Here is an 18,318-nt window from a genome sequence, read left to right as displayed (position 1 = left end):
GGCGTTTCCCCGCCGTCCAGCTTAGGACGCAGCCGGCCGCCGTGAGGTTGCCGGGTCTTCAGCCTGCCCGGAATCCGGCGAGCCCGCCGATCCCGCGCCATGATGGGGGCGGCGTGACGTTCGACGCGAGGGAGCGGGCATGGGTGCGTACTCCGAGGCCTACCGGCGCAGCCTGCGGGAGCCGGAGGCGTTCTGGCTGGCCGCGGCCGGTGCGATCAGCTGGACGAAGGCGCCGGAGCGGGCGCTGGACGCCTCGAACCCGCCCTTCTTCCGGTGGTTCCCGGACGCCGAGCTGAACACCTCGTACAACGCGCTGGACCGGCACGTCGAGGCCGGGCGCGCGGACCAGGCCGCGCTGATCTGGGACTCTCCCGTGACCGGACGGCAACGCACCTACACCTACGAAGAACTGCGGGACACGGTCGCGCGCTTCGCCGGCGCGCTGCGCTCACTGGGGGTCACGAAGGGTGACCGCGTCATCGTCTACCTGCCGATGGTGCCCGAGGCGGCGATCGCGATGCTGGCCTGCGCGCGGATCGGCGCGGTGCACTCGGTGGTCTTCGGCGGGTTCGCGCCCAAGGAGCTGGCCGCGCGGATCGAGGACGCCAAGCCCAAGGTGATCCTGGCGGCGTCCTGCGGCATCGAGCCGACGCGGGTGGTCGAGTACCAGCCGATCATCCGGGCCGCGCTCGAGCAGACCGAGCACCAGCCCGACCACGTCGTCGTGCTGCAGCGCGAGCAGGCGCCGGCGACGCTGGCCGGGCGCGAGCGGGACTGGCGCGAGCTGGCCGCGAGCGCCGACCCCGCCGATCCGGTGCCGGTCGCGGCCACCGACCCGCTGTACATCCTCTACACGTCCGGCACGACCGGGAAGCCGAAGGGCGTCGTGCGCGACACCGGCGGCCACGCGGTCGCGCTCGCGTACTCGATGGACGCGGTCTACGACGTCCACGCCGGCGACGTCTGGTGGACGGCGTCCGACGTCGGCTGGGTCGTCGGGCACTCCTACATCGTCTACGCGCCGCTGCTGGTCGGGGCGACGACGGTGATGTACGAGGGCAAGCCGGTCGGCACGCCGGACGCGGGCGCGTTCTGGCGGGTCATCGCCGAGCACGGCGTCGAGGCGCTGTTCACCGCGCCGACCGCGCTGCGGGCCGTCAAGAAGGTGGACCCGGACGCGCGCGAGCTGGAGAAGTACGACCTGAAGGCGTTCAAAACGCTGTTCATGGCCGGCGAGCGGCTCGACCCGGAGACCCTGCACTGGGCGCACGAGAAGCTCGGCGTGCCGGTGATCGACCACTGGTGGCAGACCGAAACCGGCTGGCCGATCGCCGCGAACCCCCGCGGCCTGGAGCCGATGGCCGTCAAGGCCGGCTCCGCCACCAAGCCGGTCCCCGGCTGGGACGTCCGGATCCTCGACCAGGCGGGCGAGGAGCTGCCACCGGGCCGCGAAGGCGCCATCACGGTGCGGCTGCCGCTGCCGCCGGGCTCGCTGCCGACGCTGTGGGGCGACGACGAGCGCTACCGCGAGGCCTACCTGTCCCGCTACGACGGCTACTACCTCACCGGCGACTCCGGGTACGTCGACGAGGACGGCTACCTGTTCGTCATGGGCCGCACCGACGACGTCATCAACGTCGCCGGGCACCGGCTCTCGACCGGGTCGATGGAGGCGGTGCTCGCCTCGCACCCGGCCGTCGCCGAGTGCGCCGTGATCGGCGTCGCCGACCAGCTCAAGGGCCAGCTGCCGCGCGGGTTCGTGGTGCTGAAGGCAGGCGCGGACGTCGACGCGGAGCAGCTGCGGGACGAGCTGGTGGCCATGGTGCGCCGGGACATCGGGCCGGTCGCCGCGTTCCGCGACGTGTCCATTGTGGACGCGTTGCCGAAGACGCGGTCGGGCAAGATCCTGCGCAAGACCATGCGCGCGATCGCCGACGGCCGCGACGAGGCCGTGCCGTCCACGATCGAAGACCCGAGCGTGCTGGAAGCCATCCGCGCGGCCCTTCGTTAAGAACTGTTCCAAATGCCCCGGCTGGTCTGTACCTTTGGGAGGAGTCCCCGACCGGAGGTGCCCTGATGCGCTTGTCCAGAGCCGTCTCGACCGCGGCGATCGTGAGTCTCACGGCCGTCGGCGTGCCCGCCGCCGCGGTGGCGGCACCCGCCGCGCCGGAACGCAGCGTGACCGACGTCGTCCCGGCGCCGGTCTCGGCGAAGGCCGACCCGCGCGGCGCTTTCAAGCTGACGCCGTCCACCGTGATCGCGGCCGATCGCGGCGCCGGCCAGGTCGCGGACTACCTGCGCGGCCTGCTCCGCCCGGCCACCGGCTACCCGCTGCCGGTCGTGCCGCGTGCTGGGGGTGTCCCCGCGATTTCGCTGCAGCTCGGCCACGACACGCGGATCGGCACCGAGGGTTACGAGCTGAAGGTGTCGCGCGACGGCGTCACCTTGAAGGCCAACACCGCCGACGGGCTCTTCGAAGGCGTCCAGTCGCTGCGGCAGCTGCTGCCCTCGGCCATCGACGCGAAGCGCGTCCAGCACCGGACGTGGACGGTCGCCGGCGGCACGATCCTCGACTACCCGCGCTTCGCCGAGCGCGGCGCGATGCTCGACGTCGCCCGGCACTTCTTCAAGCCCGACCAGGTGAAGCGGTACGTCGACCAGATCGCCCAGTACAAGGTCAACACCCTGCACCTGCACCTCGCGGACGACCAGGGCTGGCGCATCGAGATCAAGAGCTGGCCGAAGCTGGCGACCGTCGGCGGCAGGACCGCGGTCGACGGCGACCCGGGTGGCTACTACACGCAGGCGCAGTACCGGGACATCGTCGCGTACGCGGCTTCGCGGCACATCACGGTGATCCCGGAGATCGACATGCCGGGCCACACGAACGCGGCGCAGTCGACGTACGCGGAGCTGAACTGCGACGGCAAGGCGGTCCCGGTCCGCACGGACACCGAGGTCGGCTACAGCTCGCTGTGCATCTCGTCGCCGATCACGTACAAGTTCGTCGAGGACGTCGTGCGCGAACTGGCGGCCCTCACGCCCGGCCCGTACCTGCACATCGGCGGCGACGAGGCGCACTCGACGCCGCCCGCGGACTACATCGCGTTCGAGCAGAAGGTCCAGCCGATCGTCGCGAAGTACGGCAAGAAGGTCACCGGCTGGCACGAGATCGCGAAGTCGAACCCGCCCGCGTCGGCCGTTCCGCAGTACTGGGACTTCGGCGGCGACAACCCCTCGGTGGCGGCGGCCGCGGCGCGCGGCAGCAAGATCCTGATGTCCCCGGCGAACTACGCGTACCTGGACATGAAGTACGACGCGTCGACACCGCTGGGCCAGGACTGGGCCGCGTTGATCGAGGTCCGCGACGGCTACAACTGGGACCCGGCGTCGCTGGTGACCGGGGTCGGCGAGAACCAGGTCGCGGGCGTCGAAGCGCCGCTGTGGACAGAAACGATCCGCACGAGCGCCGACATCGAGTACATGGCGTTCCCCCGGCTGCCGGGCATCGCGGAGATCGGCTGGTCGCCTCGCGCCACCCACGATTGGAACGCCTACCGGGCGCGCCTGGCGAAGCAGTCCCCGCGCTGGGTCACCCAAAGCATCAACTTCTACCGCAGCCCGCAGGTCGACTGGAAGTAGCCAAAAGCCGTGAAGGCCTCCTTGACGGGCATAAATGCCGGTAAGGAGGCCTTCACGGCTTTTCGGCGGAGGCGAGGCGGGACTCGATGGCGCGGCGGGCCAGGCGGTAGGCGTGGGTGCCGCCGTTGAGGACCGCGTCGGCGTTGGCCGCGCGGCCCAGTGCGTGCAGCTCGAACGCCAGGACCTCCGGGTCCGCGTCGAGGTGACCGAGGGACACGGCTTCGGCGGCCGTCTCGCGGATGAACGCGGCGAACGAGCCGCTCGCCGCGGCCACCGCGTCGTGGACCCGGCCGGGCCGCGCGTCGAACTCCGCGCCGACGTTGAAGAAGAAGCACCCGCCGGGAAAGACCCGCTTTTCCGAGTACTCCAGCCAGTTTTCGCAGATCGCGCGTAACCGCGGCAACCCCGGCGCGACGTCGCGGGACGGCGTCACGACGTGCGCCTCGAAGATGGAAAAGGCCGCCTCGATCGTCGCGAGCTGCAGTTCCTCCTTCGAGCCGAACAACGCGAACACACCGCTCTTGCTCAGCTCCAGTTCGGTGGCCAGCCGGCCGAGGGACAGCCCCTCCAGGCCGTCGACCGACGCGACGTCCACCGCCCGGCGCAGCACCAGGCGGCGGGTCGCGTCGCCGCGGGCGAGGCGGCCGTCACCCGGCACGCCGCGCCCGCCAGCGGTCCACTGTGGACTGGACGCCGTCGCGGTAGGACTCGGAAAGCGCGGGTGTCGCCAGCACGCGGTCCGCGAGGTCCAGCGCCGCTTCGACCTTGTCCTCCGGCAGCTGCCCGTAGTTGGCGAACGAAACGACGTACACCTCGGCGATCGTCGGCCCGTCCGCGCGCTCCACCAGCTCGATCGCGCCGGACGTCGGTACCGTGCCGGGCCGCAGCACGCGCAGGTACCAGCCGCTGCGCCCGGAGTCGATCATCAGCGGCGTGACGTCCTTCCGGCCGGTCTTCATGGCCAGCTTGAAGCACGGCTGCCGCGGCTGCGACACCTGCACGAGCGCGTCGCCCCAGGCCCAGACGTCCCCGATCCGGACGTCGTCCTCGGTGACGCCGGACAGCGAGACGTTCTCCCCGAAGCCGGCCGGCTCCGCGTCGAAGCCGTCCTCGCGCCAGGCCGGGTAGTGCTCGGCCGGGTAGACGTAGACCGCTTTGTCGACCCCGCCGTGCACGGTCAGGTCGGCCTGCCGGTCGCCGTCGAGGTTCAGCTCGGTCAAGGCCAGCTCCGGCGCCGTGACCCGCGCCTTCGTGATCGCGCTCAGCACCGGGCGCTCCCGCCGGTAGCCCAGGACGCTCGGTTCCCCCACGTACACGCCGTCGACGTTCATGCTCCGAAGATAGCACGACCGTTCGTATAGTTTGCCGCCTTTACAGTGGCGCCATGGATCTGCTCGGCAAGGCCCGCGCCCACGTCGACTCCGGCGCCCTCTTCACCGAACTGGCCCGGCTGGTCGCCTACCCCACGGTCAGCGACGCCCCCGAAGGCCGCGCCGCCGTCCAGGCCTACCTCGACGAGGTCCTGACCCCGGCACTGACCGGCCTCGGCTGCGAAGTCACCCAGCACGCCAACCCGGACCCGGCGGGCGGCCCGTTCCTCGTCGGGGTCCGCACGGAGGGAGAAGACCTGCCGACGCTGCTGTGCTACGGCCATGCCGACGTCGTCGGGGAAGCCGGGCAGTGGCGCGACGGGCTGGACCCGTGGACGCTCACCGCGGACGGCGACCGCTGGTACGGCCGCGGCACCGCCGACAACAAGGGCCAGCACCTGATCAACCTCACGGCGTTGCGCCTGGTGCTGGCCGCACGCGGCAAGCTGGGCTTCAACCTCAAGTTCCTCTTCGAAACCGGCGAAGAGATCGGCTCCCCCGGTCTCACCGAGTTCGCGGCCCAGGAGAAGGACCTGCTGAGCGCGGACGTCCTCATCGCCTCCGACGGCCCGCGCCTCGACGCGGCGACCCCGACGTTGTTCCTCGGCGCCCGCGGCGGCATCCGCATCACCCTCGACGCCGACCTGCGCCCGGACGCCGCCCACTCCGGCAACTGGGGCGGGATCCTGCGCAACCCGGCGACGACGCTCGCCGCCGCGATCGCGAGCCTGGTCGACGGCCACGGCCGCGTCCAGGTCCCGGAACTGCTGCCGCCCGCACTGCCGGACAGCGTGCGCACCGCGCTGGCCGACGTGGTCGTCGACGCGGACGAGGGCTGGGGCGATCAAAACCTGACGCCCGCCGAGCGGCTCTACGGCTGGAACACCCTGGAGGTGCTCGCGCTCGGCGCGGGTGACCCCGCCCGCCCGGTGAACGCGATCCCCGGCCGGGCGCGAGCGGTCCTCCAGCTGCGGTACGTCGCCGGCACCGACGTCGGCGGCGTCGCACCTGCCATCCGGAAGCACCTTGCCGCGCAAGGGTTCCCGATGGTCGACGTGCGTGCCGACGCCACCTTCCTCGCCAGCCGGACCCCGGTCGGCGACCCGTGGGTGACCTGGGCCCGCGAAGCGCTGAGCGCAGTCACGGACAAGCCCGTCGCCCTGCTGCCGAACTTCGGCGGCGGCCTGCCCAACCACGTCTTCACCGACGTCCTCGGGCTGGCGACGCTCTGGCTGCCGCACTCCTACCCGGGCTGCCTGCAGCACGCGCCGGACGAGCACCTGCTCGCCCCGGTCGCCCGGGAGGGACTGGTGCTCGCCACGGCGTTGTTCGACGCCCTCAGTTCAACGCCGCCGACTCCTCGTCGGTGAGCAGCCGGGAGCGGATCAGGAAGCGCACGCCTTCGGGCGCCTCCAGGGAAAACCCGCTCCCGCGCCCGGGCACGACGTCGATCGTGAGGTGCGTGTGCTTCCAGTACTCGAACTGCGGCCCCGACATCCACACCGGCACGTCCTCGATGCCCTCGACTTCGAGCGAACCGAGGTTCACGTCGGACGCGCCGGTGCGGAACTCCCCGGCCGGGTAGCACATCGGGGCGCTGCCGTCGCAGCACCCGCCGGACTGGTGGAACATCACCGGCCCGTGGAGCGACACCAGCCGCCGCAGCAGCTCCGCGGCGGCCGGTGTCAGGTCTACTCGTTGGGTCATCAGAAGAATCCGAGCGCCTGGTCGGAGTAGGAGACGAGCATGTTCTTCGTCTGCTGGTAGTGGTCGAGCATCATCTTGTGGTTCTCGCGGCCGATGCCGGACGCCTTGTAGCCGCCGAAGGCCGCGTGCGCCGGGTAGGCGTGGTAGTTGTTCACCCAGACGCGGCCCGCCTGGATGTCGCGGCCGGCGCGGTAAGCCGTGTTGCCGTCGCGCGACCAGACCCCGGCGCCGAGGCCGTACAGCGTGTCGTTGGCGATCTTGATGGCGTCGTCGTAGTCGTCGAACTTCGCCACGGACACCACCGGGCCGAAGATCTCCTCCTGGAAGATCCGCATCTTGTTGTCGCCGGCGAACACGGTCGGCTCGACGTAGTAGCCGCCGGACAGCTCGCCGCCGAGGTCGGACCGCACGCCGCCGGTGAGGATCTCGGCGCCTTCCTGCTTGCCGATGTCGATGTAGGACAGGATCTTCTCGAGCTGGTCGTTGGACGCCTGCGCGCCGATCATCGTCTCGGTGTCGAGCGGGTGGCCCTGCTTGATCTTGCGGACGCGCTCGACGCCGTCGCCGAGGAACCGGTCGTAGATGCCCGACTGGATCAGCGCCCGCGACGGGCAAGTGCAGACCTCGCCCTGGTTGAGCGCGAAGAGCGCGAAGCCCTCCTGCGCCTTGTTGTAGAAGTCGTCGTTGCGCGCGGCGACGTCGTCGAAGAAGATGTTCGGGCTCTTGCCGCCCAGCTCGACGGTCACCGGGATGATGTTCTCGCTGGCGTACTGCAGGATCAGCCGCCCGGTCGTGGTCTCGCCGGTGAAGGCCACCTTGCGCACGCGGTTGCTCGACGCCAGCGGCTTGCCGGCCTCGACGCCGAAGCCGTTGACGATGTTGACCACGCCCGGCGGGATCAGGTCGCCGATGATCGAGAACAGCAGGTGGATCGACGCCGGGGTCTGCTCGGCCGGCTTGAGCACGATCGCGTTGCCCGCGGCCAGCGCCGGGGCGAGCTTCCAGACCGCCATCAGGATCGGGAAGTTCCACGGGATGATCTGCGCGACCACGCCGAGCGGCTCGTGGAAGTGGTAGGCGACGGTGTTCTCGTCGACCTGCGAGATGCCGCCCTCCTGGGCGCGCAGGGCGCCGGCGAAGTAGCGGAAGTGGTCGATCGCGAGCGGGATGTCGGCGGCGAGGGTCTCGCGGACGGCCTTGCCGTTCTCCCAGGCCTCGGCGACGGCGATCGCTTCGAGGTTCTGCTCCATCCGGTCGGCGATCTTGAGCAGGATGTTGGCGCGTTCCTCGGGCGAGGTCCGGCCCCACGCCGGCGCGGCGCCGTGGGCGGCGTCGAGCGCCTTCTCGACGTCCTCGGCGTTGCCCCGCGCGATCTCGCAGAAGGTCTTGCCGGTGACCGGGGTCGGGTTCTCGAAGTACTGGCCGCCGGCCGGGGGCACGTACTCGCCGCCGATGTAGTGGTCGTAGCGCGCTTCGTAGCTGACGACGCTGCCTTCGGTGTTCGGTGCGGCGTACTGGACCATCTTCCCTGCCTCGTTGCTCGGAGTGACGGTTGGGCTGATGGCCGCCGAAGGTAGGTGCGGCAACGTTGCACGCGCGTTGCAACGCTGTGAGCTGGGTCTCTAGGCTGGTGGACGTGGCAGAGGCGCCCGAACCGGAGCTGCTGCGCGACCCCGAGTCCTACGCGCGGCTACTGGAGCACGTCCGCGAAGCGGTGCTCCAGGGCGTGCCCGGGCCCCGGCCGCCGCGGTCGGTCGTCTCCGACTCCTGGAACCGCTCGCTCGCCGCCCGGGTCGACCCGGACCAGGGCGAAGCGCCGTTCGTCTACGACACCGGCGACCTCGCCGCGCTCCGCGAAGCCCACCCGCTGGCGCCCGTGCTGCCGGTGCTGCGGCAGATGCTGGTGAGCATCGCCGACGACGCCGACCACGTGATGATCGTGACCGACGCCGACGGCCTGATCCTGTGGCGCGAGGGCGCCGCGGGCCAGCTGCTGCGCGGCGACCGCGTCGGCCTCACCGAGGGCACCCGGTGGAGCGAAGCCGCGATCGGCACGAACGCCATGGGCACGGCGCTCGCGACCGGCGACCCGGTGCAGATCTACTCGGCCGAGCACCTGGTCCGCCGCTACCACGCGTGGACGTGCGCGGCGGCGCCGGTGCGCGACCCCGAGACCGGCGTGCTGCTGGGCTCGATCGACGTCAGCGGGCCGCTGCGCACCGTGCACCCGGCGATGCTTTCGCTGGTCACGGCGACGGCGCAGCTCGCGGAAGGGCAGCTGCGGGCCCAGCTCGCGGTCCGCGACGAGCAGCTGCGGCGGGCGAACATGCCGCACCTGGAGGCGTTGCGCGGCCGGCCCGGCGCCCTGCTTTCGGCGGGCGGCCGGGTGCTCGCCGCGCAGGCGTGCCTGTTGCCGTCCACAGTGGACGTCCGGCGCGGCGGCGGCGCGGTGAACCTGCCCGACGGGCGCATCGCCACGGTCGAACCGCTGGCCGAGGGCTACCTGCTGCGGCTGTCCGCTCCCGGGGGCGGCGGCCCGCGGCCCCGGTTGTCGCTGGAGTACCTCTCGGACGGCGCGTTCTCGACCACTGTGGACGGTCGCGAGGTCCCGCTCACGTTGCGGCACGCGGAAATCCTGACCCTGCTGACCCTGCACCCCAACGGCCTCTCGGCGGAACGGCTGGCGCTGCAGCTCTACGGCGAGTCGGGCAACCCGGTGACCGTCCGCGCGGAAATCCACCGCCTGCGCTCCCAGCTGGGCGCGGCGGTGGTGCAGACGCGGCCGTACCGGCTGGCGGCCGACGTCGACGCGGACTTCACCCGCGCCCGCACGGCGTTGCGCACCGGCACGCCCGCCGACGTCCTGCGCGCCTTCCGCGGCCCGCTGCTGCCGGACTCGGAGGCACCGGCGATCCGCGAAGAACGGGAAACGCTCACCGCGCAGGTCCGCCAGGTGGCGCTGAACAGCGGCGACCCGGGCGTGCTGTGGTCGTTCTGGGAAACCGCGTGCGGGGTGGACGACTTCGCGGTGCTCGACGCGCTGCTGAAGACGCTCCCCGCGGCCGATCCGCGGCGGGCCGCCGTGACGGCCCACCGCGCCCGGCTCGGCTGAGCCGTCAGGGTTCCAGGTCGCTGCACCCCCGCCCGGTCGCGATGTCGAACGGCACCGACGCCTGGTCGTGCACGATCACCCAGCCGTCGGGGGTGTCCCGGAAGACGAACGTGGCCCGGACCCACATGCCGTCGGTCACGACGCCGTTCTTCAGGGTCCCGCTGACCCGGCCGAAGCCGTGCCCGACCGCGAGGTCGCCGCGCACGGTGACGGTCAGGTCGCGCAGCTCGTAGTCCACCTCCTCGAAGACGGTGAACACCCGCGCCCAGTTCTTCAGCTTCGCGTCCACGCCGACGTGCTGCAGCGGCGGTTCGACGTCGAAGGACACGACGTCCGGGGCGTAGCTCAGCCGCAGCGCCTCGAGGTCCTTGTTCCGGAGCCCGTCGACGATCGCGGCCAGCCGGGCCCGGACCGCGGCTTCGGCGTCCCCGTGCCGCAGCGGCGCGAGCGCGGTGCTCCAGGCGACGACGTGGTCGAGCACCGTGTCCAGCGCGGCGAGCTGGTACTCGCCGGGCGCGAAGGTGGCGCGGTTTTCGAACTCGGTCGCCAGCGGCAGCGTGACCTGCGGGGCGACGTCCGCCAGCTGCAGGGCACCGCAGACCAGCCGCAGCTGCTCGACCGAGCGGGCCCCGCCGACGCCGCCGTAGGAGACGAACCCGGCGGCCTTGGTGTTCCACTCGACGTGCACGTGGTCCAAGGCGTTCTTGAGCACGCCGGGAACGGAGTGGTTGTACTCCGGCGTGACGAACACGAACCCGTCGCACGCGGCGACGGTCGCGGCCCAGGCCCGCGTGCGCTCGTCCGGGTACTGCCCCGAGAAGCCCGGCGGCTGCTCGAGGTGGGGCAGCGGGTGGTCACGCAGGTCGATCAGCGTGAACCGGGCGTCGGCGCGCTCGCTCGCCCGCTCGTGGACCCACCGGGCCACCTGGTCGCCCACCCGGCCGTCGCGGGTGCTGCCCAGCACGATTCCGATCTCGATCATCGTTTCTCCCCTGTTCGTTCGGCTTCGAGGAGTACGACGAAGCAGCCCGGCGGGATGTCAGGCCTGACGTTCGGGGAGGCTGTGTCGTCGGAGGGAGCATGACGACACCACCGGAACCGGTCGTCGGCGAACGCCGGCACCTGCTCAACCTCGCCTACCGGCTGCTCGGGTCGCTGGCCGAGGCCGAGGACGCGGTGCAGGAGACCTACGCCCGCTGGTACGCGCTCACGCCGTCCCAGCGGGCCGCGATCTCCTCGCCGGGCGCGTGGCTGACGACGGTCGCCGGCCGCGTCTGCCTCGACGTCCTCGGTTCGGCGCGGGCCCGGCGCGAGCAGTACGTGGGCGAGTGGCTGCCCGAGCCCGTGCCCGAGCAGCCCGACTCGGTCGCCGACCGGATCACCCTCGACGAGTCGGTCACCATGGCCTTCCTGGTGACGCTCGAAGCGATGACCCCGGCGCAGCGGGTCGCGCTCGTGCTGCACGACGTGTTCGGCTACGCGTTCGCGGAGGTCGCGGAGATCACCGGGCGCACGCCGGCGGCGTGCCGCGAACTGGCGTCGTCGGCCCGCCGCCGCGTCCGCGCCGCCCGCCCCGCCACTCCGGCGACCGGCCACGCGGACGTGATCCGGGACTTCAAGCACGCGTGGGAAGCGGGCGACATCGCCGCGCTGGTCGGCCTCCTCGACCCCGCGGCAACCCTCACGGCCGACGGCGGCGGCGTGGTCCGCGCGGCGCTGACCCCGATCGAAGGCGGCGAGGCGGTCGCCCGGTACGTCGCGGCGCTGGCGTCCGGCGCCGGCGGGTCGTTGCGGCTCGCGGAGCGCGCGGTCAACGGCCTGCCCGGCCTGCTGCTCACGCGGGGCGGGGATCTTGTGGCGGTGTACGCGTTCGACGTCGCCGACGGGCGGATCACCCGCATCTGGGCGATGCGGAACCCGGAGAAGCTCCGCCCCTGGCTCGGGTGACCTGCTCCCGCACGACGGCCAGGGTTCGACGGCAGGCCCCGGCTCGGCTGAACCCGAGTAGACACCGTCTACATGAGTTTGATAGACAGTGTCCACAAGGTGAACCGCGGGTTACGGAGATCGGAATGAGTTACCACCGTTTCGTCGTCCTCGGCGACAGCTGCGCCGAAGGTCTCGACGACCCGTACCCCGGCCAGGACCACTACCGCGGCTGGGCCGACTTCGTCGCCGCCGACCTCGCCGAGCGGGAACCGGGCTTCCGCTACGCCAACCTCGCCGTCCGGGGACGGCGGCTCGACCAGATCGTCCCCGAACAGGTCCCGGCCGCCACGCGCCTCGAGCCGGACCTGATCGCACTCTTCGGCGGCGGCAACGACGTCATGAGCCGGGGCTGGGACGCGCGGACCGTCGCCCGCCGCGTCGATGCCGCCATCCGCGCGTGCACCGAAATCTCGCCGACCGTCGTGACGTTCACCCTCAGCGACGTCTCCAGCCGGATGCCGCTCGGGCGGCGGATGCGGCCGCGGATCGTCGCGCTCAACGAGGCCATCCGCGAAGCCGCCGTCAGCTACGGGGCACTGCTCATCGACCTGTGGCCCGACCAGGCCGTCACCGACTCCCGCTACTTCGGCGCCGACCGGCTCCACCTGTCCGAGCACGGGCACCGCAGGCTCGCCGCGTACGTCCTCGGGCGGCTCGGGCTCGAGCACGATCCCGGCTGGCTGGCGCCGCTGCCGGGTGTCGCGGCCGCGGGGAGCTGGCGCGCCGACCTGCACTGGCTGCTGCGCGAGGTGCTGCCGGTCGCCGTGACGCGCACGCGCAACCGGCTCATCGGCCGCCAGCCGGGCGACGGCTTCGGGCCGAAGCGCCCGGAGCTGCTCCCCATGACGAGGGACGAAGCGTGGGCACCCGGCAACGCCTGATCGACACCGCGGCCGAGCTCCTGACCGGCGAAGGCGTCGAAGCCGTGACGCTGCGCGGAATCGCGAAGGCGGCCGGTGTCTCGCACGGCGCGCCGCTGCGGCACTTCTCCGGCCGCGCCGAGCTGCTGTCCGCCGTCGCGACCCGCGGGTACGCCGACCTGCTCGCCCGCCGCGACACGCTGCCCGGAACCTCGCCGCGGGAGCGGCTCACCGCCGCCTGCCACAGCTACCTCGACTTCGCGCTGGCCAACCCGGCGATGTTCGAGCTGATGTTCCGCCGCGACCTGGTCGACGCGGACGACCCGGCCCTCTCGGCGGCGGCGAGCGCGGTGTTCGACACCTTCGCCGTGCTGGTCGCGGCGGTGCCGACCCCGGTCGCGCGCTCGGGCGCCGACCTGCGGCTGGTCGCGGCGTCGCTGTGGGCCGCGCTGCACGGCCTCGCCCAGCTGTGGCTGTGGGGCGGCCTGGCGGGGGCGAGCTTCGCGCCGTCCCCGGAGGCTGCGCTGGCCGTCACGCTCGACGCCTACCTGGGCTGAGCAACGCGTCGACGTCCTGCCGAACGGCGATCAGGGCCGGCAACGAGCGGAGGCCGAGTTCGCGGTTGACCCGGATCATGTGCGCGTTCTCCGCCCCCGTCGTCGTGCTGATCCGCCGGAGCCCGGGCCGCTCGGCGACCAGCCACCGGATCATGTGCGCCTTGACGCAGCGCCCCAGCCCGTGCCCGCGGTGCGCGGCGAGCACCGCGGTGTCCCGCTGGTAGCCCCAGTCCGGTCGGCGCGGGTGTACGCACACCTCGGTGAACCCGGCGACCTCCCCGGTTCCCTCGTGAACCGCGGCGACGATCCGCTGGTCGAGACCCTGCGACCGAGCCTCGGCTTCGGCCGCGCGCACCCGCGCGGGCGTCCACTCCGGCCACCGGAAGCCCGAATCCCCGAGCGGAGCGTCGTGGATCGCCGCCCGCGCGCGGGCGTAGGACTCGAGCAAGCCGTCCGGGGCCGCGCCCTTCCACCGCACAACCCGATAGCCCGGCGGGACGGCCACGTCCCAGCGCGACCGCTCCGCTTCGGCGACGACCAGGACCTGGCGCACGATCGTCCGCACCGGCCGGAACCCGAGCGCCTCGGCCCACGGCTCCCCGGCGGACCCGGCGACGACCTGCCAGCCTTCGACGCTCCGGCGGCCCCGCGCGCGCAGTTCCGGCAGCACCGCGCGCAGCAACGCGGTGCCGATTCCCGAGCGCCGCGCGGCCGGGTGCACGACGACGTCGGTCAGCCCGATCCCGCGGTTTTCGGCGTCGAGGAAGTGCACCTCGGCGAACGCGACGAGCTCGTCGCCGCGGTACGCCACCCACTGCGCCGCCTCGCCCATCCCGGGCAGCGGCCTCGTCAGCCGTCCGGCCAGCTCGCCGAGCGGCAGCACGGGTTCGCCGGGCCGGTCGGTTTCCCGGCTCGCCGCGAACACGGCGTGGTAAGCGGCGATTCCGCCTTCGCCGGCCGACAGCGGGTCGAAGCGTTCGATCGTCACCATCCCTCCAGTGTCCCGGTCCGCGACACGCTGCGACCCGGTGCACGCGCCCGAACACCTGATCGAATACCCTGCCTCCATGACCGAGTCAGACCCGCAGCTCGAGCGCATCCGCAAGCTGCTGGCGAAGGCCGAGGACCCGGCGGTCACCGAGGCGGAAGCCGAGGCGTACAACCGGAAGGCCGCCGAGCTCGTCGCGCGGTACGGGATCGACCAGGCGATGCTCGCCGCGTCCGGCGCGACCGCCGACGAGATCGGCACGCTCAAGATCCCGATGAACGACCCGTACAGCCGCGACAAGGCGAGCCTGCTCACCTCGGTCGCGTACCCGCTGCGGTGCCGGACGCTGCTGCACCGCTACGGCCAGAAGGTCGACAGCGTCACGGTGTTCGGCTTCCACTCCGACCTCGGCCGCGTGGAGCTGCTGTTCACCAGCCTGCTGCTGCAGGCGAGCACCCAGCTGACCCGCGTCCGGCCGGACGGCTTCTTCCCCGGCGAATCGCTGGCCGCGTACCGGCGCACGTGGCTGCACGGCTTCGCCCGCGCGGTGCACGAGCGGCTCACGCACGCCGAATCGGAAGCCGTCCGCACGGCGGCGCCCGGTGCGCGGTCGGCGGAGCTGGTCGTCCGCGACCGCGCGCAGCTGGTGCAGCACGCGTTCGACGCCGAGTACGGCGACCTGCGCTCGGCCGCGCCGCGGCGGCTGTCGGGCAGCGGCTACCTCGACGGCCACGACGCCGGCACGAAGGCGAACCTCGACCCCTCGGCGCTGACCCGCCGTCAGAAGGCCTTGCGCTGACTCGCACGGTTGCCGCTATCGCCGTCCCGGAGTACGCGGCCCGCCGCCGCCCGGACGGCCTGCTCGCCGACCGCCGGCTGCGCACCCACGAACGCCTGGGCGCCCGCGTGGTGAAGGTGTGCCCGTTCGCCGTGGTACTGGCCGGCTCGCTCGCCGACTGGCGCGCGTGGACGGGCGTGAAGCTCCAGGACGGCGAGAACTTCATCCCCGGCGGCATCGCCCCGGTGTTCGCCTCGGCGGAGCACCCGATGTAGCAATGCTTAACGGTTCATCCAGAAACGTTCGCTTGTTCTGATAGGACACCTTGGGCACCGTGGAACCGTGACTGGTTGGGTGCGCGTCGCGGTACTGGCCCTGCTGTGGGGCTCGGGGTTCCTGTGGATCAAGCTGGCTCTGACCGGGCTGAGCCCCGTCCACCTCACGCTGATCCGCTGCGCGCTCGGCGCGGTTACGCTGCTGGTGCTGGCTTTCGCGGCCCGCCAACGGCTTCCGCGCGACCGCCGGACCTGGGGACGGCTGGTCGTCGCCGCGTTCTTCTGCAACGCGCTGCCGTTCGCGCTCTTCGGCATCGGCGAGCGCACGGTGGACTCCGGGGTCGCCGGGGTCATCAACGCCACGACGCCGTTGTGGTCGCTGCTGATCGGCGTCGCGCTCGGGACGGAACGCCGCCTCAACCCCGCGCGCCTGCTCGGGCTGGGCCTCGGCTTCGCCGGCATCGTGGTGATCTTCGCGCCGTGGGAACAGGCAGGCCTGCTGAGCACCGGCGCCCTCGCGCTGCTCGCGGCCGGCCTCAGCTACGCGATCGCGTTCGCTTACATGGCGCGGAAACTGCCGCCGGACGGCGCCCCGCTCGCCCTGTCGGCCGCCCAGCTGACGACCGCCACCGCGTTGACCGCCCTCGCCCTGCCGGTGGCCGGGACCGCGCCGCACGTGAACCTGACGGCGCTCGGCGCAGTGACCGTCCTCGGTGTCTTCGGCACCGGGATCACCTTCTACCTCAACTACCGCGTGATCGCGGACGAAGGCCCGACCGCGGCCGCCACGGTCGGGTACCTCCTCCCGGTCGTGTCGGTCGGGCTCGGCACGCTCTTCCTCGGCGAGCCCCTGACGCCGCGGGTGGTCGGCGGCATGGTGATCGTCCTGTTCGCCGTCGCCCTCACCCGGCTGCGGCCTCAGGCGCCGGCGAACTGCCCGGCGAACTCGGCGGCCGGGCCGGCGACCCCGAAGTAGTCGCCCGTGGCCAGGTCGGCGCCCGCCGTGCGCCACCAGCTCGCCTGGTCCTCGGTGTGGATGCCGTCGACGACGAGCGTCGCGCCGACCTGCCGGACCAGCGGCACCAGCGCGCCGAGGAACGTCGAGTCCGACCACGCCTGCCATTCGGCGAGACGCCGGTCGACGCGCACGATGTCGACCGGCAGGTCCTGGACGGCCCGCAGGTCGTCCGGACCCAGCCCGAAGTCGTCGAGCATCACGTGGACGCCGAGGTCCGCCAGCGCGGTGACGTTCTCGATCACCCCGGACACCGGCAGCGCGCCGACCGGCACGCCGAGCATCAGCTGCTCCGGCGGCAGGCCGGTGTCGGCCAGCAGCCGCGTCACGCGCGTGCCCAGCGCGTCGTCCGAAACCTGGTGCCCGGTCAGGCCGGCGACCACCGGGAGGCCGAATCCCGCGCGCTGCCGCCACCACTCGCCCTGCCGGCCCGCCGCGCGCAGCAGCCAGTCGCCGAGCGGCAGCACCAGGCCGGTCGACTCGGCGAGTTCGGCGCACTGCTCGTGGGCCGGCGCCGGTTCGTCCGGCCGGGCCCAGTGCAGGCGGGCTTCGACGCCGGCCACCCCGCCGTCGGCCAGCCGCGCCATCGGCCGGTACCGGACGCTGATCTCGCCGTGCTCCCACGCCCCGGCCATGCCGACGGCCAGTGCCTGCGTCCGCCGGTCTTCGGCGTCGGCCTCGCGGTCGAACATCTTCCACTGGCCGCGCCGTCTTTCCTTGGCGCGCCGCAGGGTCTGGTCCGCCGCGCGCAGCAGCTCGACCGGGTCGATGCCCTTCGACGGCCGGTGCACCACGCCCGCGCTGGCCGACAGCGCGAGCCCGTGCCCGTCGACGAAGAACGGCTCGGCGAGCTCGTCGTTGATGGCGCGCACGATGGTGCCGATGTCCGGCGTCGTCGCCGTGTTCTCGACCAGGATGCCGAACTCGTCGCTGTGGAACCGCGCGATCATCGCCTTTTCCCCGGCCATCACCGCCTTCAGCCGCTGGGCGAAGTGGATCAGCAGCTGCTCGCCGACCCGGCGGCCGAGGCTGTTGCAGACCATCCCGAAGGCGTCGAGGTCGACGTGGAACAGCGTCACGCCGTACACCGGGTCCGCGCGCCGCAGCGCCGTCTCCAGGTGGGTGCCGAAGTACTGCCGGTTCGGCAGCCCGGTGAGGACGTCGTGGAGGGCCTGGCGGCTCAGTTCCCCTTGCAGCAGCATGAGTTCCGTGCCGTCCTCGACCACGACGACGAAGTGCCCCGGCCGGTCCTCGGCGTCGCGCAGCAGGGACGCGGTGAGCGAGATGCGCGCGACGTCGCCGTCCTTGCGCAGCAGCCGCTGCGACTGCCGGACCCGCTCCTTGCCGCCGTCGAGCAGCGCCGTCATCGCCTCGCGCAGGACGCCGACGGTCTCGGGGTGGACGACGTCGTACAGCGCGGACCCGGTCAGCTCGCCGGGCTGGTGCCCGAGCATCTCGGCCAGCGCCGCGTTGGCCCGCACGATCCGGCCGTCGAGCGCGACCAGCGCGATGCCGCTCGCCGACGACGTCACCACCTCTTCGAAGCGCGCCTCGCTTTCCTTGAGGTGCCACTGCGCGTCCCGCACCGCCTTGAGCAGCGAGAGGTGCATGATCTCCTGCTGGTCGAGGACGCTGCGCTCGTGCGCGAGCAGGAACCCGCACGAGAGCGCGCCCAGCGTCAGCGCGACGCGCTCGGCCAAGCGGTCCACCGCTTGCAGTTCGGGCAGCGCGGGCAGGCCCTTCGCGAGGACGTCGAGCGTGCACCGCAGCCCGGGCTCGCCGACGTAGCCCAGGCCGACCAGCCGCGCGCCGATCCGCTCGGCGGGCGCGGTGTCGGCGGAGGCGCCGCGCAGCGCGTCGCACAACGTGCCGAGCACGCCGCGCAGTTCGACGTCGAGCTCCTCGCGGTTCAGCGAAACGACGGTGACGCCGCTGAGGAGGTACGCCCACTTGCGGGCGAGCAGGTTCCGCGCGCGTTCCGGGTCGGGGGCCGCGGGCCGGTTCACTGGGGGGTCGGGCATCGGC

17 protein-coding genes are annotated in these 18,318 nt (G+C 72.5%); 10 read left to right on the top strand and 7 right to left on the bottom strand.

Going from position 1 to position 18,318, the window contains the following annotated elements; all coding sequences use genetic code 11:
* The first annotated feature begins 139 nt into the window (after nt 1–139).
* Together EIY87_RS25920 and EIY87_RS25915 are read left to right on the top strand one after the other, a co-directional pair.
* A complete protein-coding gene (locus EIY87_RS25920; protein ID WP_125312497.1) occupies nt 140–2,011 on the top strand; it encodes a propionyl-CoA synthetase in 1,872 nt (623 codons plus the stop codon).
* 65 nt (nt 2,012–2,076) lie between these two features.
* A complete protein-coding gene (locus EIY87_RS25915; RefSeq protein WP_125312496.1) occupies nt 2,077–3,642 on the top strand; it encodes a beta-N-acetylhexosaminidase in 1,566 nt (521 codons plus the stop codon).
* Between the two features lie 52 nt (nt 3,643–3,694).
* Here the strand turns inward: EIY87_RS25915 and EIY87_RS25910 are convergent, their stop codons facing one another.
* Together EIY87_RS25910 and EIY87_RS25905 are read right to left on the bottom strand one after the other, a co-directional pair.
* On the bottom strand, nt 3,695–4,300 hold the full coding sequence (locus tag EIY87_RS25910; protein ID WP_125312495.1) for a TetR/AcrR family transcriptional regulator: 606 nt from the start codon (nt 4,298–4,300) through the stop codon (nt 3,695–3,697).
* Complete coding sequence (locus EIY87_RS25905) at nt 4,290–4,973, bottom strand: MOSC domain-containing protein (protein ID WP_125312494.1); 684 nt, start codon at nt 4,971–4,973, stop codon at nt 4,290–4,292. Before EIY87_RS25905 ends, EIY87_RS25910 begins: the two co-directional genes overlap by 11 nt.
* A gap of 53 nt (nt 4,974–5,026) precedes the next feature.
* On the opposite strand from EIY87_RS25905, the gene EIY87_RS25900 reads away from it, so the two are divergent.
* A complete protein-coding gene (locus EIY87_RS25900) occupies nt 5,027–6,382 on the top strand; it encodes a M20 family metallopeptidase (protein ID WP_125312493.1) in 1,356 nt (451 codons plus the stop codon).
* Here EIY87_RS25900 and EIY87_RS25895 read toward each other — a convergent pair.
* Nucleotides 6,351–6,719 (bottom strand): DUF779 domain-containing protein, encoded by a 369-nt coding sequence (locus EIY87_RS25895; RefSeq protein ID WP_125312492.1) that lies wholly within the window; start codon nt 6,717–6,719, stop codon nt 6,351–6,353. The two genes, EIY87_RS25900 and EIY87_RS25895, sit on opposite strands and share 32 nt — an antisense overlap.
* Nucleotides 6,719–8,242: an acetaldehyde dehydrogenase ExaC gene (gene exaC / locus EIY87_RS25890; protein ID WP_125312491.1), complete on the bottom strand. Its 1,524-nt coding sequence runs from the start codon at nt 8,240–8,242 to the stop codon at nt 6,719–6,721. Before exaC ends, EIY87_RS25895 begins: the two co-directional genes overlap by 1 nt.
* Nucleotides 8,243–8,355: 113 nt before the next feature.
* On the opposite strand from exaC, the gene EIY87_RS25885 reads away from it, so the two are divergent.
* The gene (locus EIY87_RS25885; protein ID WP_404800098.1) at nt 8,356–9,831 is read left to right on the top strand and encodes a helix-turn-helix domain-containing protein; all 1,476 of its coding nucleotides are present in this window, start codon (nt 8,356–8,358) and stop codon (nt 9,829–9,831) included.
* Nucleotides 9,832–9,835: 4 nt separating this feature from the next.
* Here the strand turns inward: EIY87_RS25885 and EIY87_RS25880 are convergent, their stop codons facing one another.
* On the bottom strand, nt 9,836–10,813 hold the full coding sequence (locus tag EIY87_RS25880) for an NAD(P)H-dependent oxidoreductase (protein WP_125312489.1): 978 nt from the start codon (nt 10,811–10,813) through the stop codon (nt 9,836–9,838).
* Nucleotides 10,814–10,911: 98 nt separating this feature from the next.
* Between EIY87_RS25880 and sigJ the strand changes: the two genes are divergently transcribed.
* From sigJ to EIY87_RS25865, 3 genes are all read left to right on the top strand, one after another.
* Complete coding sequence (sigJ, locus tag EIY87_RS25875) at nt 10,912–11,778, top strand: RNA polymerase sigma factor SigJ (RefSeq protein ID WP_125312488.1); 867 nt, start codon at nt 10,912–10,914, stop codon at nt 11,776–11,778.
* 125 nt (nt 11,779–11,903) lie between these two features.
* A complete protein-coding gene (locus EIY87_RS25870; protein ID WP_125312487.1) occupies nt 11,904–12,701 on the top strand; it encodes an SGNH/GDSL hydrolase family protein in 798 nt (265 codons plus the stop codon).
* On the top strand, nt 12,680–13,237 hold the full coding sequence (locus EIY87_RS25865) for a TetR/AcrR family transcriptional regulator (protein WP_125312486.1): 558 nt from the start codon (nt 12,680–12,682) through the stop codon (nt 13,235–13,237). The genes EIY87_RS25870 and EIY87_RS25865 overlap by 22 nt, the downstream gene beginning before the upstream one ends.
* On the opposite strand, the gene EIY87_RS25860 is transcribed toward EIY87_RS25865, so the two are convergent.
* Nucleotides 13,212–14,228 carry a GNAT family N-acetyltransferase gene (locus EIY87_RS25860; protein ID WP_158641360.1) on the bottom strand — a complete coding sequence of 339 codons (1,017 nt, stop codon included), beginning with the start codon at nt 14,226–14,228 and terminating at the stop codon, nt 13,212–13,214. The genes EIY87_RS25865 and EIY87_RS25860 overlap by 26 nt on opposite strands.
* 76 nt (nt 14,229–14,304) lie before the next feature.
* On the opposite strand from EIY87_RS25860, the gene EIY87_RS25855 reads away from it, so the two are divergent.
* The 3 genes from EIY87_RS25855 (at nt 14,305) to EIY87_RS25845 (ending at nt 16,254) form a co-directional block, all read left to right on the top strand.
* Nucleotides 14,305–15,024, top strand: a complete 720-nt coding sequence (locus EIY87_RS25855) for a DUF2786 domain-containing protein (RefSeq protein ID WP_125312484.1) — start codon at nt 14,305–14,307, stop codon at nt 15,022–15,024.
* A gap of 107 nt (nt 15,025–15,131) precedes the next feature.
* Nucleotides 15,132–15,278 (top strand): hypothetical protein, encoded by a 147-nt coding sequence (locus EIY87_RS49280; RefSeq protein WP_404800097.1) that lies wholly within the window; start codon nt 15,132–15,134, stop codon nt 15,276–15,278.
* A gap of 67 nt (nt 15,279–15,345) precedes the next feature.
* Complete coding sequence (locus tag EIY87_RS25845) at nt 15,346–16,254, top strand: DMT family transporter (protein ID WP_225440050.1); 909 nt, start codon at nt 15,346–15,348, stop codon at nt 16,252–16,254.
* Here EIY87_RS25845 and EIY87_RS25840 read toward each other — a convergent pair.
* Nucleotides 16,197–18,314, bottom strand: a complete 2,118-nt coding sequence (locus EIY87_RS25840; RefSeq protein ID WP_225440049.1) for a putative bifunctional diguanylate cyclase/phosphodiesterase — start codon at nt 18,312–18,314, stop codon at nt 16,197–16,199. The genes EIY87_RS25845 and EIY87_RS25840 overlap by 58 nt on opposite strands.
* Nucleotides 18,315–18,318: the final 4 nt, after the last annotated feature.

The organism is Amycolatopsis eburnea, assembly GCF_003937945.1.
Classification (GTDB): Bacteria; Actinomycetota; Actinomycetes; order Mycobacteriales; family Pseudonocardiaceae; genus Amycolatopsis; species Amycolatopsis eburnea.
The sequence above is the reverse complement of the archived record's forward strand: the minus strand, read 5'-3'. Positions and strand labels throughout refer to the sequence as shown.

Excerpts from the sequence above, each read along its gene's own strand:
- EIY87_RS25920 (WP_125312497.1), top strand. The coding sequence starts at position 140 with ATGGGTGCGTACTCCGAGGCCTACCGGCGCAGCCTGCGGGAGCCGGAG.
- EIY87_RS25915 (WP_125312496.1), top strand. The coding sequence starts at position 2,077 with ATGCGCTTGTCCAGAGCCGTCTCGACCGCGGCGATCGTGAGTCTCACG.
- EIY87_RS25905 (WP_125312494.1), bottom strand. The coding sequence starts at position 4,973 with ATGAACGTCGACGGCGTGTACGTGGGGGAACCGAGCGTCCTGGGCTAC.
- EIY87_RS25900 (WP_125312493.1), top strand. The coding sequence starts at position 5,027 with ATGGATCTGCTCGGCAAGGCCCGCGCCCACGTCGACTCCGGCGCCCTC.
- EIY87_RS25895 (WP_125312492.1), bottom strand. The coding sequence starts at position 6,719 with ATGACCCAACGAGTAGACCTGACACCGGCCGCCGCGGAGCTGCTGCGG.
- exaC (WP_125312491.1), bottom strand. The coding sequence starts at position 8,242 with ATGGTCCAGTACGCCGCACCGAACACCGAAGGCAGCGTCGTCAGCTAC.
- EIY87_RS25880 (WP_125312489.1), bottom strand. The coding sequence starts at position 10,813 with ATGATCGAGATCGGAATCGTGCTGGGCAGCACCCGCGACGGCCGGGTG.
- sigJ (WP_125312488.1), top strand. The coding sequence starts at position 10,912 with ATGACGACACCACCGGAACCGGTCGTCGGCGAACGCCGGCACCTGCTC.
- EIY87_RS25870 (WP_125312487.1), top strand. The coding sequence starts at position 11,904 with ATGAGTTACCACCGTTTCGTCGTCCTCGGCGACAGCTGCGCCGAAGGT.
- EIY87_RS25860 (WP_158641360.1), bottom strand. The coding sequence starts at position 14,228 with ATGGTGACGATCGAACGCTTCGACCCGCTGTCGGCCGGCGAAGGCGGA.
- EIY87_RS25855 (WP_125312484.1), top strand. The coding sequence starts at position 14,305 with ATGACCGAGTCAGACCCGCAGCTCGAGCGCATCCGCAAGCTGCTGGCG.
- EIY87_RS25840 (WP_225440049.1), bottom strand. The coding sequence starts at position 18,314 with ATGCCCGACCCCCCAGTGAACCGGCCCGCGGCCCCCGACCCGGAACGC.